The sequence below is a fragment of the Sphingobacterium sp. WOUb80 genome (genome assembly GCF_050058145.1).
Classification (GTDB): Bacteria; Bacteroidota; Bacteroidia; order Sphingobacteriales; family Sphingobacteriaceae; genus Sphingobacterium.
On sequence record NZ_CP165617.1, the window covers coordinates 4,302,575 to 4,318,280 of the forward strand.

The 15,706-nt window shown below is 41.6% G+C and carries 8 protein-coding genes; all 8 read right to left on the minus strand.

Features of this window, described 5'->3' with window-relative positions:
- Positions 1-70 precede the first annotated feature (70 nt).
- Complete coding sequence (locus tag AB1Z56_RS18075) at positions 71-3,325, minus strand: SusC/RagA family TonB-linked outer membrane protein (protein WP_426789814.1); 3,255 nt, start codon at positions 3,323-3,325, stop codon at positions 71-73.
- A 429-nt stretch (positions 3,326-3,754) separates the two neighbouring features.
- Positions 3,755-4,888, minus strand: coding sequence for a glycoside hydrolase family 88/105 protein (locus AB1Z56_RS18080; RefSeq protein WP_426789815.1), 1,134 nt, complete (start codon positions 4,886-4,888; stop codon positions 3,755-3,757).
- A 3-nt stretch (positions 4,889-4,891) separates the two neighbouring features.
- Entirely contained in the window at positions 4,892-7,048 is a 2,157-nt protein-coding gene (locus AB1Z56_RS18085) for a hypothetical protein (RefSeq protein WP_309365803.1), read from the minus strand.
- Positions 7,049-7,136: 88 nt separating this feature from the next.
- Positions 7,137-10,487, minus strand: coding sequence for a DUF4450 domain-containing protein (locus AB1Z56_RS18090; RefSeq protein WP_426789816.1), 3,351 nt, complete (start codon positions 10,485-10,487; stop codon positions 7,137-7,139).
- 21 nt (positions 10,488-10,508) lie between these two features.
- The gene (locus AB1Z56_RS18095) at positions 10,509-10,724 is read right to left on the minus strand and encodes a hypothetical protein (RefSeq protein ID WP_426789817.1); all 216 of its coding nucleotides are present in this window, start codon (positions 10,722-10,724) and stop codon (positions 10,509-10,511) included.
- A 104-nt stretch (positions 10,725-10,828) separates the two neighbouring features.
- A complete protein-coding gene (locus AB1Z56_RS18100; RefSeq protein WP_426789818.1) occupies positions 10,829-12,229 on the minus strand; it encodes a glycoside hydrolase family 28 protein in 1,401 nt (466 codons plus the stop codon).
- 132 nt (positions 12,230-12,361) lie between these two features.
- Complete coding sequence (locus AB1Z56_RS18105; protein WP_426789819.1) at positions 12,362-13,423, minus strand: glycoside hydrolase family protein; 1,062 nt, start codon at positions 13,421-13,423, stop codon at positions 12,362-12,364.
- 197 nt (positions 13,424-13,620) lie between these two features.
- A complete protein-coding gene (locus tag AB1Z56_RS18110) occupies positions 13,621-15,699 on the minus strand; it encodes a RagB/SusD family nutrient uptake outer membrane protein (protein WP_426789820.1) in 2,079 nt (692 codons plus the stop codon).
- Positions 15,700-15,706 lie beyond the last annotated feature (7 nt).

Here is a 15,706-nt window from a genome sequence, read left to right on the forward strand (position 1 = left end):
TCAAATACTGATATATTATTTATCTTATCGACCTTTTCAGTTCCATTTTTCTTTACACATCTAAATTCGATCAAAAAGTCAAATTAAGGCCTATGACAAAGCTTTTTGTCCTCGGATAGGCGGAGTTGTCTACACCCCTCGTTAAAATCGATGATGTTGATGCCACCTCAGGATCATATCCTGAAAACTTAGTGAATGTATGAATATTGTTGAGGGTAAAGAATACTCTCATTTTTTGAATAAATGCACGTTTTGATAATTCTTGGGGCATGGTGTAACCCAACGTAATATTGTTAATGCGCAAAAAGGAGGCATCTTCCAAATAATAGTCTAAAGCGTCGCTAATGGCAATATTATTGGTCGAATTTAGACTCCAGACCTGATCTTTCTGCTGTTGATTGGGGTTCAGTTCGGCCAGACGATTGAGATCCTTCGTTTCGGTTCCTGTAACTGGATCGACCAGTGTAAACCGCTCGGCCATCTTTCCTAGTGAATTTTGGTTCGGTAAATAGGGTCCCATAAACCGTTGTGTATTCATATTAAATGCCTTATTACCATAAGCAAAATTCAAAAATATGTTTAAATCGAATTTTTTGTAAGAAAAGTTATTCCCTAGTCCGCCGAAAAACTTCGGTTCAGGATTCCCTATCACCGTACGATCATTGGTCGACCACACAGGATTGCCGTTGCTATCGGTCTCCCCTGCTGTAGGCAAGTATTTGACATCTCCAGGTTTAATACTCGCTCTGTTTTTTCCCTTCAAAGAGGCTACACCGTCTTTCAAACTATAGCTACCATCTGCGTTTTGGGTAAAATTATCGGTGGTATATACACCATCGTATTTGTATCCATAAAATTGTCCCACTGTTTCGCCAACCCTTGTAATAAAGTCTATCCTAGAGCTGAGATTATTTAGCATAAAGTCACTATTTTCACTACTGGAGCCATACAGTCCCAGTGTTTTCGATCTATTGAATGTAATATTAAAATTGGTCTGCCACTGAAAGTCCTGCTTTTTGATATTCACTGTTCGCAAGGTAAACTCCACTCCCCGATTGCGTAGAGCGGCAACATTCTGATTTTGATAACGATAACCAGTTGATGTTGGAATGGTCTGTTTCAGTAAGAGGTTGCTCGACTTGTTGGAATAAAAGTCTGTAGTTAAACTAATACGATTCTTTAGAATAGCGATATCAAGCGCAATATTGGACGTTTGTGTCTTTTCCCATTGTAATTCAGGATTACCCAGCAAATCACTTGGCTTCAAACCAATAACTTCTGTATTGTTAATGGCTGCGATTGTGGATCCATATAATGTAGCGTAAGTCACATTACCGATATTATCATTCCCTGTAGATCCATAACCAGCACGTATTTTTAACTGGTCGAAAAATACCTGCCCTTCCATAAAATGTTCTTTATGTATATTCCAGGCTGCAGATGCTGACGGGAAGTACCCCCATTGATGGCCTTCTTTGAATTTAGAATTACCATCCGCGCGCAAGGTGGCCGTTAACAAGTAGCGGTCATTATAATTATAAATTCCGCGTGCAAATCCAGAGACCAATCCATATCGGCCTTCGTCAACATCTGCACGGTCTATCCGGGTCGCCAGGGATACATCATTCAATCCAAAATTACTTTGTGGAAACCCATAATATGTATGTCCTAAACTTTGGTCTTTGGAATAAAGGATTTCATGACCAATCATGAGATTTAAATTGTGCTTTTCTAGCTGTTTCATCCAGGACAACGTATTGGTCAACTGCCACTGATATCCTTCGGCATTACTTCTTGAACCATAAGGACCACCATTATTCCGGGCGTTTACAGTACGTCCATCATCCCACATATCATTTCTTGTCTGCTTCCACTGATATGAACCTGCAGTCCTAAATGTAAAATCATCGAGAAATTTAATATTTAAACCTAAGTTGACCACAGCTAAACGACTTGCTTTCGTCTTCGTAACGGCATCATTCATGATGATCGGATTATAAATATCATATTGTGAATCTACCGCCTGAAGCTCTTCTGCTATATCTGCATGCAACAACTGTTCGTTAGTAAATCGGATACCCCCTGTTACGGGCTGCAAAATAGACATCTTCAGCATCCCTCCCAACGATCCCCCTCCTTGTGTATTTGCATCTTGCAATAGCGTATTGAAGTCCAAATCTACCCCCTTAAAAAGGTTATGATTGATTTTAGCTCTTATACTGTTACGATTATAACCAGATTTGGCCAAAATCCCATCTTGACTCATATTATTGTAACTCAACATCAATTTGGTCTTTTCATTTCCACCATTAACATTGATATTATGATTCTGCAAGATCGCCGAGCCACCAAAAACTTCGTGTTGCCAATCGATTCCAGCCCGACCCGCATAATCCTGCTGTATATGAGCATAAGCATTGCTTGCAAAATCAGGGGCTGTGGCATCTCCACCAAACATGGCAGCAAATTGCTGCTGTCTCCCCCCTAAAGCCTGGTACTCATATTGGTATTTCACATACTCCTCGACATCTAACAAGTCTAATTTTTTACTTAATTTTTCGAAGCTGAAATAGGTATTGTAATCGATATTGGTCCGACCCGATTTTGCCGATTTGGTTGTTATCAATATGACACCATTAGCTCCACGGGAACCATAAATAGCCGAAGCAGAAGCATCTTTCAGTACATCGATACTTTCAATATCACTAGCATCAACATTGCTCAATCCACCATCTAAAACAAACCCATCAACGATAACCAATGGATTGCTCGATCCTGTAAAACTCGTTCCACCACGAACTGTGACATTCGCCGCCGCCCCCGGTGCTCCACTTTGTGTCACAATATTAACCCCCGCAATTTTACCTGTCAACGCCTGAGCAGCAGTTGTTACTGGAATATCCTTAATTTCAGCACCTTTTATAGATCCGACAGCCCCAGTCAAATCTCGCTTTCTAGCGGTACCATATCCAATAACCACAACTTCATCAAGATCCTGGTTGGATTTTCTGAGCTGTACTTTTATTGGCGTATTCCCTTTCACAACAAACGTCGCTGTTTCAAAACCAACACTCGACAATTGTAAAATGTCTCCCTCTTTAGCAGCATATTGGAATGCTCCTTTCGAATCTGTTCGGATCACGGAACCTGTGCCTTTGACACGAATGCTAACCCCCATCAGTGGCGTATTAGCATCATCGACGACAACGCCGGAGATCTTGTTTGACTGTGCCCACAAATGAACTGGCAAAACTATTGCAACCAGTGCAAGTTTAAGCTTTGAGCTAAACAACGTAGACTTGCCCTGCGACATTCTTTTTAACATGAGTATATAATTTAGTGTTGACGTTTAGCGTTTTTTGACTCGCACCGGGTTGTCCTGTAATCACATCTGGAAACCCATTGTCTGAACCTGTTTTAAAAATTTTCCCCTCTTTGAAACAGGAAAGAATGAATGCCCAGAAAAATAAATGATACATATATATTTTCATAACAATGAAAGTTTCAAGCCAACTGTTGTCAGCTTTTGGTTTATAATTGTATAGTATTGGTTTACTCAATATTACCCAATGCAACCGGTTTCATCATCCTGCACTGTACTGTTGTATGTCCGAATGACACAATTGATAACAACACATTTAGAGAGTAATCTAAATCTTACAAAAAAGGCGCTCTTCAATTATGAAGAGCGCCTTTTTTGTAAGAGATTTTCTTTTATAATGCATCTTTAAAATTTTTCACTTAAAGTGTCGGCTTATCTTTTTGTAAGTTTATATATTTCAGTTCCAGCCAAGAGGAAGCAACCAAGCCCATAATCTTCAAAATCTGGAACTTTATCAACAGTAACAGGCTGGCCATCTTTGGGCTCTTTTCCTGTCGATTGCACATATCCTAAAAATCCGTTCGGTTGCAGCGATTCTTTAGAAATTGCATTCCATCCCTTTTCCACCGCTGGTAAAAAATCTCTTTTTGATAAATGTCCAGCATTTATTCCCCAAGTCATTCCATAGACAAACAATGCTGTACCCGAGGTTTCTTTTCCACCAAAGTGATTCGGATCATGCAAACTAACATTCCAAAAACCATCCGCTCTTTGCAATGGAAGCAATGCGTTCGCAAGTTTTTGGAAGTCTCCCAAATATTCTGCATAATGTGCATCGGTCTTAGGTAATTCTTGCAGTACCAAGGCCAAGGCAGCTAGAACCCAACCGTTTCCCCTCGCCCAATAACAGTCTTCACCGTTAGGCTCTTTATAAGGGGGAACGAAGTCCTTATCACGCCACCATAGATTATCTGCAGCATTGAAAAGTCCTCGTCCCCCTTCCTGGTACTTAATATGGCTATACATCTTATACATATAGTCAAAATATTTTGTATCGTTTAAGGTTACACCTAGTTTAACAAAAATAGGCATCACCATTTGGATGGCATCGATCCAAGTCCAGTCATCATATCGATCACTGTTAATAACAGAATCTATATTTGCTTTGATTGCTGCCAGGCGTTCGGGTTTCGGATCAATGCGATATAGATCAATATAAGTCATCCCACAATTTTGATTATCGGCATGTCTTGTATAAACTTCTCCACGGACAGGTTTCCAATGATGTTTATCCCCCCATTCTACAGCATAATCATAATATCGTTTCTGTTTATCGATCTTATAAAAGGCCATAAGTCCTTCATAGTATACGCCGCGGGTCCAGATATTGGCTGGTCTTTCTTTATTTGTAATAATGGTCTTGGCCGGATCGGGCCATTTATTCATAAAATAGTCGTTAGCGGAACGCAGCTCACGCACGATCGTTGATTTACCGGGCAATTCCTGAGCAATCGTCGCCACTGTTCCACAACCCAAAAGCAGTAGTAATATTATTTTCTTCATCATATATTAGGGCATTTTTTTAAATCCTTCTTTTTTTATAACCCATGAGCCATCTTTTGGAAACCCTGGTAAATCACCTGTAGACGCATCCCAACCTTCAAGCATCATCGCCACGGTCGTCAGCACCCCACCATTGCCTGGCAAATAGATCCGCAGTCGTCCATCTTGATAATTATGTCCATTTTTTAGATAAGTATTGGTTTGAATATTCATAAATAGTGCATCAAGCGCTTTATCGGGAAGATTCAAACGAGCAGCGTTCATGGCCGTCATAGGGAAATCCCAACCCCAGGTCTTTTCCCAATGCCATTTCTTCCAAACGACATCCAGCGTATTTTTCATCACATCTTTATTTAACTTCGGTGATTCAGGAACCATTCCTAATGCACCAAGTACCGCAGGATGGTCTGTCATCCAACGATCGTAAGTATAAGAATCGGGAGCAGTTTCAGTGGCCAAATAGACGTCGTCCTTACTTGGTAATGGGGCCAATTTTTCAATAACTTGATCCCATTTGGTCACTCTTGGTTCTCCCAGACGCTCTTTCCATTGTTGGGCTATGCGAAGTGCCCAATCCCAATAGGCGACCTCATAGGTCGGGTTCATCGTCTCGGAAGCTTTGAAAACTTCTTGTGCAGGAATAACCCCCTTGCCTACATTATAGCGACCTGTTGCCTGATCATAATGTGCAAAGTCAGCCATGAAATCAGCTGTGGCAAATACGAGATCCTTGTATTTTTTTAGGACAGCGAGATCCTTTTTGTCCCGGTAGGCCAATTCGGTCATATAGATAATATGTGGCTGTTGCCAAACTAAAAATGCAGCTACCGACGAGGGGCTTTCATTCCCTTCGTTATCCGACATTTTGATCCACCTAACCCCTTGATAGCCCTGTCGCTTTGCGAGTTCCCTCGCTTTTTCAAAGGTCCTAAAATAATAATCCAATGTTTTTTCCATAATTTCTGGACGTCCCCATAATGCAAAATGCACAGCATGCCACCAATGCATTTCCGTGTGTGGTTTTCCATACCAACTATTAAAAGTGAGGCCTGTTTCTTGGGGCGGATTGCTTCCGACACATTGTACTTTTGTCAGGTATTGAGAGAGTACAACTCTTCTTTCCAATTCATTGGCTCTTGGGTCTGTGCTGCCTGCAAAGTCTACCGCAGCACCACTTTCCCAAAAATGCTTCCAGGAGCTTGCACTTTCATCTGCCGCATCAGTATATCGGACGCTCTTCTTATCAAAGTTGTTTGTCGCTGCAAATGCAAATGAAAAATCAAACTCTCCGAGCGTAGCAGCCGGTTGGTACACAAAATAGTGTGAAGCCGTATTTTTTAACGTTCCCTGCGAGTAATCCAATTGTGTAAAATAATTCGCCCCCTGCAACTGATGATTTATCACTGCACCATTTACCGCTTGAGCTACGAGGGTTGTTTTATGATCATTCACCTGATCATAGTTGGTACCTTCATCCAGAAATTTTCCGCTTGGGTAAGGATAATGTACAAATATTTTCAGCCTTTGCTGTGCAATCAATGGCGAAGCGACATGTACTGCTATGCGGTCACTGCCTTGATACGATGCGGTTTTTACAGAAACAGGTTCTCCTTCAATTCGAAATTCACTTGTGATAACACCCGTCCAAAGGTTCAGCTCCTGTCGAATATCCTGGATATGTTGTATAGTTGCCCGTTGCCCATTTTTCAAATAAAGTTCCAAGCCTACATTACCCAATTGCAGACGATGTTTATTTTCTCTAAAATAGTTGACAGCTTCCGCATTGCGCTCCGGTTCTTTCAATTGAATACTATATTTTGCGTTCCGCCCCTCGTCGTTAAAATCGTAGGATTTTAATGTTTCTTCAAATTTATAGTTCTTTGTATTGGGGAAGGAATCCCATCCCCACTCGGACTGTGTTCCCAAAGAAACCCCATTTTTATAATAAATGGGAAAAGACTGCATTCCCGTAGCATCAACCGTATAAGCAAAGGTACCATTACCGACCGTGAGCGAAGCTAATGTATCCATGGCGTGATTGGAAACATTATGCCTTTTAACGACATTTTCTCGATTAATTTTTGTCCCTTGCTGAGCTAGGACCAACATAGGACTTAAGACACTTACAAGGAAAGTGAAAATAATACTAAACTTCTTTTTCATCTATATTGGTTTTTTATACATACTCTATCCCGAGTTCAAGATTTCTATTAGAAATTTCGGTACACATTTTTAATATTTCTTAATTTATCTATCGCATTAAAGTGAGACCTATCAGCCCGATGACCGCATCGTTTGCTACGGCAATAAGTTCTGCTGATTGAAGTTTCTTTTTTTTGTTTAGGGGCAAATCCAATAATGTAGCTGCCCCGCCATCAACTCCACGGTTGCTATATCCTTTTATATCGGTATAACGGTTCCAAGTTCCTCCCTTATAAAGCTCTCCAGACTTCAAACTGATTCGGTAAGGAATTCGTTCATCGGGGAGTTCAAAAGCGTGGTTGTCATCGAGGTAATCCTGTTCGATAGGCCACCAGTTTATAGGATTGATGAGATCTAGCGTATCTAAAGTTCCATCGGTATAATTGACCTTAATCTTGGCGTTGATAAACTGGGATTGCATCGGATTTGTAGAACCGGCGACCAAGAGATACATTTTGCTGGCCTGGCCTGCTAAAGGTATTTTGACGCTTGTCGGATAATTATCCCACTGGCTGACAAAGACAACATTTTTGGAGTCATTTTTTAGCTGAAACGGAATACCTAGGTATGTTAGATCCTTCTGCTCGGCTTTTTTCATGATTCCGCTGTCATCAATATTCGCCGTCGTCAATGGATAACACCAATTGCCTATCCCCTGCCAAGGCAGCTGCAAAGTCGGCCCTTCCGGTCTTGGCGAAAGATATTTCTGCTGGAAGATATCCGTCAAACGGGCATTGTAATAACTCGATAAATTTTTTTCGAAAAAATCAGGTCTATCATCGATATTCCAATCGATATAATTTACTTTTTGGTGATAAGTTCCCACAACCAGGTCAACGCTATTTGTTCCCTTTGAAAAGATATTGATGGGAAGTTCCAGTTTATTTGTTTCTCCTGACCTCAAGTTTAAGGTTGCCTGAAAATCCTGATGATCAATCGCCAGTCGTTGTGGCTGCCCCGAACGGTTTTCTACAACTAGATCATAACTAACCTGTTTTTTTACAATAGTTGCTTTTAATGGCGGCAATAATCGAATATCAACAGCTTGCCACCAAACCATATTCCCTTGTCGAAGCTTCGCAAAAAAGGTTCCTACACGCTCTTCCTCGACAAAAGAAAATTTGTGACCTATCCGATTTTGAATAATTCCTTGAGGATCGTAACTTTCCAACAATTGGGTGTTAGCAGGTAAAGGAAAAGCCCATTGATCGGTGAATACTTGGGTCACATTTTTAGTATCCATCTTTTCGAGTTGTCCATCACCTATGATTGTGACGTCGAAATTCCGCTCAGCTTCAGATTCAATAACAATACATGGCCCATTTATAGCGGAAGATTTTAGCGACCACTTGACTTCCTTTCCGTTGACCTTAACAGCACTCACCTGGGTAAAATCTACGGGAACTTCCAATGCAAGTTTTACGGGCATCGCATAACGCGTGTTAATCTGAAATGTAATAGCATTTTTAGTTTTCTTATACGTATAACTCCACTCCGGCATTTCAATCTGTGCAAAATTCCATGTCGATGGGAAACCAGGTTTAATAAACAATTGTTTGTCCAATAGACGCGGATGCACGCCAAATAATCCTTCGACTAAGGTACGAGATGCCACACCAATAGGGTCGGCAAAATCACGGTATAATTCGCCTCTAAATGCATCATAATGGGAAAGCTGCTGAAAGTTGGCTGGACTGATCCCATGGTACATACTTTCCATGAGGTTACTTTTCCAGAGCTGATAAGCATCATCTGCCCGACCAGATTGCCAATAGGCCAATGCTGTCTGTAGATTCTCTGCCAAAGCAACATTATTGATCGACCAAGTGTAGGGCTGCCATGTCGTCGTAGGCAATGTATATAGGTCATGCTGTTCTTGTCCTTTGACACGAATAGGAATCTTTGGCAAATAATTAGTTACATATTGGAGATTTTGGTAGCTTTCAAAATCATCCAAGATAGCTACGTCCGCGGCATGATAAATGGTCCACAAACCAGCATTTTCGTGTATAAGCTGATTGCCAAGCGCATCCTGGAACTCAGCAAAATGACCTTTCTTTTGTAGCCAAAGTCGATCTTTTAACGCTTTTTTAATCTTATTTGCCTCTTCTTGATAGGGTCTAGGATTTTCTCCAATTATCTGCGCCAATTGAGCCATCATGTGATTGGTGCGGTACATATAGGCGGTTGTGTGCGTGACAGCGCCACCGGAATATTGTAAACCATCACTGGCCCATATTGCACAATAGGCATCGTATAAGCCATCATTGTCCCGATCGAAATTTCGCTTTTCCCAATCGAGATGCCGAGTCAGCGTGGGCCACATCTCTTTGATATAAGCGACATCTCCTGTATAATTAAAATGCGACAACAATTGATCGATAAAGACCAAGTTCATATCGTAGTGATGGGCTACTGTGTTGTTGTGTGGGTTACGAGAAATATAGCCGCTTGAAAACATAGAAGTACCCATTTTTTCCAAATGTCGAGCTAAGTGCAAGGTTGTATCCATCACAACTGGTCCAGAACATGGTTCGACCACCTGTGAACTGGCATAACTGGAAAAGTGCTCCTTCGCTCTGTCATGCCAACCCAATACATCTGCGGCGTAAGCACCCCGCCAGGCATTCAAACGCATACGCCATGCCACAGCCCCATGCAAGAAAGTAGGTGATTCCCAAATACCATCGGCAGCTGCCGACAGTGCTGCCCCCAAATTATTGATATATCGATCCGGTGTGTTTATTTTAACTCGACTAGCCAGGGAAACCCTTTTCTGATCCGCTTGCTCATAAGCCTTTTCTAATGTGCCTTCAGAAAATTTTGCAGCAGAGAGCTTACCCTTAGAGATTTGAATATAACATGATTTTTTAGCCAGAATATATTCCCCAACAATGATAGGGTTACCCTGATCCTCCGTCTTACCCAGACGCGATAGATCCTCCAGGACCCTTGCATCTGACATCTGCAGTGTTGAAAGCCCTGAAAAACTACCTTGAATAAACTGGGCTTCATTTTTCTTATTTTGATATTTAAGTTCAAAACTATTTTTTTCTACCGTATACTGATTATGTTCACAGTATGCAGGGAGAAGATAAAACCCCGATTCCGGATCCGCGCCTATGTCGCCGTTTCTGCTAAAAGTTTTTCCGCTAGCTCCACCATAGGCAGCATAGACCCGTACTTCAGGCTTAATATTTGTTCCTTGCAGTTTTACGATCATCCCTTCAGCATCGGCCTGTGCCATCACAACGATATCGATATAACCTTTGCCAAGTAAAGCATCTTTGATCCGATAATACATAGCTCCAGGTCGGTATCTTGTTTCAATATGATCGGCATCAATCATTTTTTTTCGCAGCTGTTTATTACTCAGGACAAATTGTAGATTTCCTGCCATCCCAGGCATGTAGAGTGCAAATTAAGGTAAATCGCCTGCTTCGACACGGGATGCTAGGTTATTACCATAAAGCGCACGATTAAATCGATATCGTCCTTTAACCAAAAGAAAGTCACCCTGATCTTCTGTATAATGAAGTATACGGTCATTATCTTTCCAATGTTTTGACTGGGCAACAGCCATCTCTAGGACAGCTCCCACCAGCAAACCGCAAAAAATCAAATACTTTCGTATCATATCAATAATTATTTCATGAATTAGCTATGTGCCGATCTTTTAATGACCGTTATGCTACTTCGCAGTCACTAGCGTTTATACTTTTCATCGCTGGAGATGTTATGTTAATCGAAAGACTTGATTTCTTTTCCATTGACAATGACATTTTTTAGCGTGACATTCTTGAGGTAATCAACTTTAAACGCTTCTTTTACACCATCAATCTTACAATTAACCATCGTAAAATCGGTTACAGGTGAAGATTCGTAGGCCGTGGAGAGCACAGCATACTTTCCGCCGCCTTTAACATGAAGGTTTTCGACCCAGATATTGCGAATCGTCGGAATATGTTTTCCGGGTTTTTCATAAAACATATTAAATCGTACAGCCGCTTCCTTATATTGCCCTACTTCCGTGTTATAAAAAAAGACGTTTTCAATGATCCCGCCTCGGCTGGAACTAGTTTTTATCCGTAGAGCCCGATCCAAATTTGGACTGTCCATCACATTGTTAAGTGCATAAATATTTCTGGCTCCGCCTGCAATTTCACTACCGATAACGACGCCGCCATGACCATCCTTCATTTCGCAATTTTCGATGATATGATTCTCCGCAGGTCGACCAATATTACGGCCATCTTCATCTCTTCCGGATTTAATAGCAATACAGTCATCGCCGGTATCAAAATAACAATTTCTGATCCATACATTTTTACTTGCTTCAGGATCGCAGCCATCATTATTAGGTCCATGACTCACCACTTTCACGCCTTCTATCAATACATTCTCACATAGAACAGGATTGAGATTCCACATCGGAGAATTAATCAGCTTGACGTCAGCAATCCAGACATTTTTGCATAAATAAGGCTGTACAAAATTGGGACGAAGAAAATTTCCATCGCCAAATACTCTTTTATGCGGATCCTTCTCTTCGGCCATCTGCTGATGCAAAATTGCGCGGGCAGGCTTTTGTTCGCCAGGACGACCTTCGTGCCAACCATATTTTCGGGCACCACACCAATACCACCAATGATCATTATCGGCATTTCCATCCAGCAATCCTTTTCCTGTAATCGCAATATTCTCTTCTTTATACGCATAAATGAACGGAGAAAAATTGATACATTCCATGCCTTCCCAACGCGTGAATACCATCGGATAATCAGTACTATCCCGACTAAATAGTATTGTTGCCCCTTCACTCACATGCAGATTAACGTTGCTTTTCAAATAAATAGCACCGGTCAGATAGACACCTTTTGGCACAATCACACGTCCTCCCCCCTGCTTATTACACATTTCAATAGCTTTTTTAAAGGCCACTGTATTTTTCGTCCTGCCATCTCCAATAGCACCGAAATCAGCGATGGAATAATCTTTCTTTTTAAATGTAGGAGCAACAATGATCTTTTTAAGCTGTTCTATTTCCTTTAAGGGTTGCTGTGCACTGGCCCAGGTTATTTGTTGCCCTTGACTTGCTACGCATGCAAAAATTGCTAGGAGCATACTAAAAATCTGTTTCATTGGCTTATAATTGTTTCTGGTTATACTTGTTATATCAGCTGCCAAATTCAGCTCACTTCTATCGATCTTCAACATACAGAAGCAAAACTTTGCAGTTATTTTCTCGAATTAAATACGATTATGGCAGATTCTTCACACGATCTCAAATACAAAGGCTGTCGAGGTTTCTGCTATTCCGCCTTGCGTGGCTCCAAAAAGGAAGCGAGGTTTATCCGTTATTTTATCCATCAGGATCATAGGTCTTTCAAGTCTGCCAAAGCGCTTCAAGTTTGCGGGTGGCGGCGGCTCCTGAATATATGTTGATAAATTTAAATAGGCTACTTGCGGTTCAGACCATTTAACGCCATCCGATGATTTTAAGATCAATCCATATTCGTGATTGTAAAACCCCATATCCCTAGCTAACAAACAATACTGTTCATCCTGTTTCCATACAAAAGCATCTTCAAGCTGCGCATTATGAGGACGATCAGAAAAATCAATTACCGGATGTACGGATACTTTCATATAGGGTCCCAATGGATGTTCAGCTTTGGCCAATCCATACTTTCGATTTCCTCGAACAGGACCTTTATCCTGCAGGTATTCAGCCGTATTCCAAGATTTATAATACAGCCAAAATTTACCATCGTTACCTTTTAGAAATGCTGGGTTTGTGGTACAATGATCATCCCATGCACCTTCCGCTCCGGGCAACAAAATGGGATTATCGCTCCGTTTCCATGGTCCATCCAAGCTTGTAGAAGTTGCCACACCGATCCTCTTCGTATCTGTTTTTCCATTGGAGTTTCCCATATAAAAAAGATAATAGGTATCCGCTATCTTTTTTATCAGAGGATTATGGCAGGTTGTACTATCCCAAAATCCTTCCCGAGGTTGTAGAACAACATCCTTATGTTGGAATGTTTCATAGGGAGAATCAGCAACTGCGTGCCCTATCTCAGAACCTTTGATCCAGCCTCCCATCCCTTTTTCCTTTCGCCAACGTGAATAAAAAAGATGCACCTTACCATCGTTCCCCCAAATCGGAGATGAGCACCAAATAAAATAATCCTGTAATTGTAAAGAGCGACCAATCGGTTTCAATTTGAAATAGGGAGACTGCATCCTGCTTTTTTGGGCCGATGTACCTAAAGGTAATATCGCTGTCATCCATAAAAATGCATTTGACTTTAAGAAGACTCTTCTATCCATGTGAACATTTCCCTTCCGTTGATTTACAATTTGGTTTACTTAGATCCGCAATGTTATACGAATCAAGCCGTAAGATACTAAAACTAGCGAAGGAACCTATCCTGCCCTATCCTGCAACCGATTGCATTTTACATAAAAAAACCTACCCATTCAATTCAGAACAGGTAGGTCAGGTTCACGTTTATTACCCTCAGAAATTAATATCCCGGATTTTGCATAGCCTGTTTTTCGGCCGGCGTCAATGCAGCACCACTTTCATTGGTGGTTGCATCCAAGAAAGATTGCGGAATCGGTCGATAGTAATGTGTATTTGGACTAAAGACGGTATTCCCACGTACATAACCGTCATTAAAGGCTTTCCATCGCGCTTCCAAGGTTTTGGTACGGGCTAGATCTTCCCAACGATAGAGTTCACCGCACAATTCACGTGTGCGTTCATTCAACAAAAATGCCATCATTTTCTGTGCATTGCTTGTTGCACCCAATTTCTCGTAGATTGGCGCGTCAACGGCTGAATTATAAACATCAGCGACAGAATTGATCAGCATCTGGGTTTCGGAAGATGCCGTAGTTTTCGCTATATCATTATTGGATTCGTAGTATGAGTTTCCTTCCCAATAGATGGCTCCTTCCGCCGAAAAGCCTCCTCCTTTGCCAACAGCATAGGAATTATTCTTGTAGGCTTGTCCGCCATCAACATTCTTCGCACGGTCTTCACCGCTTTTATAGCCGGCACGGCTGCGCAGTTTATTGATCCACTGTATGGCATTAGCATATTGGCCTTCACCCTTACGGATATACGCTTCGGCTACCATCAAGACATCTTCTGCCGAGCGCGCCATAATCACATCACGGGTACCATTGGCCGATGCAATACTTACCCGGTAACCATCTCTAAATTTTGAAAGTGCCACATAACGTGACTGGACACCAAAGTAACCATTATTTCCATGTTGCCCCACCCAAGCTTGTGGTTCTCCTTGAAAATAACGCACAAACGTATGTGGATTTTGCATCACGCCATTTTTAAGAACTCCTGTTGCATCGCTGGCCACTGCTTTGTAGCGGGTATCACCAGCGTTGTTAACAATGTATTTAATCCCGAGCTCACCACCTTTGAATCGCTTCGCTCCAACAACAGTTCCTTCTGGTCCAAGAGATGCATTAGCTGCAGTCCATACAGGTGCATTCGCGGTATTATTGGCGCCATACATCGTAATAAAGGATTTCCAGAAACGGGAATCATTGACGCGGTCAAAGACATCTAAGGTATAGTTTGTGGTACGTGCATAGGAGAATTCACGATCGCCCGATATGTCTCGACTCGTTCCACCTAAATCTTGATAAACAGCAGGGTAGTAAAGATGGATCTGATTTCCATAACGTCCCCAGGTTGCCTGATCGTCCGAAAACTGTGCCGAAAGAACAACCTCAGATACTTTTTCATTGGCACTATTGGCTTTTTGATAGTCCCATAGTTTTACGTAATCATCAACCAAGGGATGTGCCGCCACGACTTCCGTTCCATATTTGATAACAGCATCTAAGTCTTCTGCAGTATATTTTGAATTCCAAGAAGCATATAACTCACTGGCCCGAGTCAGTCTGGCTTTAGCAACGTAATGTGCCGCAGCAGATTTGGTCACCCGTCCAAATTCTGTCGCCGAAGCGGGCAGCAAGGCATAAGCCTGCTCCAGATCCGAAATGGCCTGCGCAAAACAAGCATCTTCGGAAGCTCTTGTAAAATAAGATTCTACTTTTTCGGTTGGTGTCAATTTCAAGGGTACACCACCGAACTGAACAATTAACTGCAAGTAAAAATATCCCCGCATAAAGTACCCCTCACCTAAGCGTGTATTATAGTTGGCGTTGGATTTATCATAATACAGTGGTACATTCTGAATCAGGGTATTGGCCGATTCAATACCGCTATACATATTGTCAAACACCGGCTGAATATTTGCTCCCCCATAGGTTGATTCAGCTGGGTTAAGATCCATACTATAACTATTGAAGCTCGGAGAGGGGTTATTTGCATCCGTAAACTCGTCAACACCTAAATTAAACAGAGCCATGCCCCAGGTATAATTATATTTAAATTTCAGCTTCGAGTAAACTCCTGTCGCCAGATCATCCAACCCTGCCTGTGTTTTAAAATAGTCAGTCGTCGGTGTGGTGATCTGCTCTTCTTTTAAAAAATCTTTACTACAAGCATTTAATCCCAGCAATCCCGCTGATCCAAGCATTAAAGCAATTAATATTTTATAATTTTTCATGAGAATC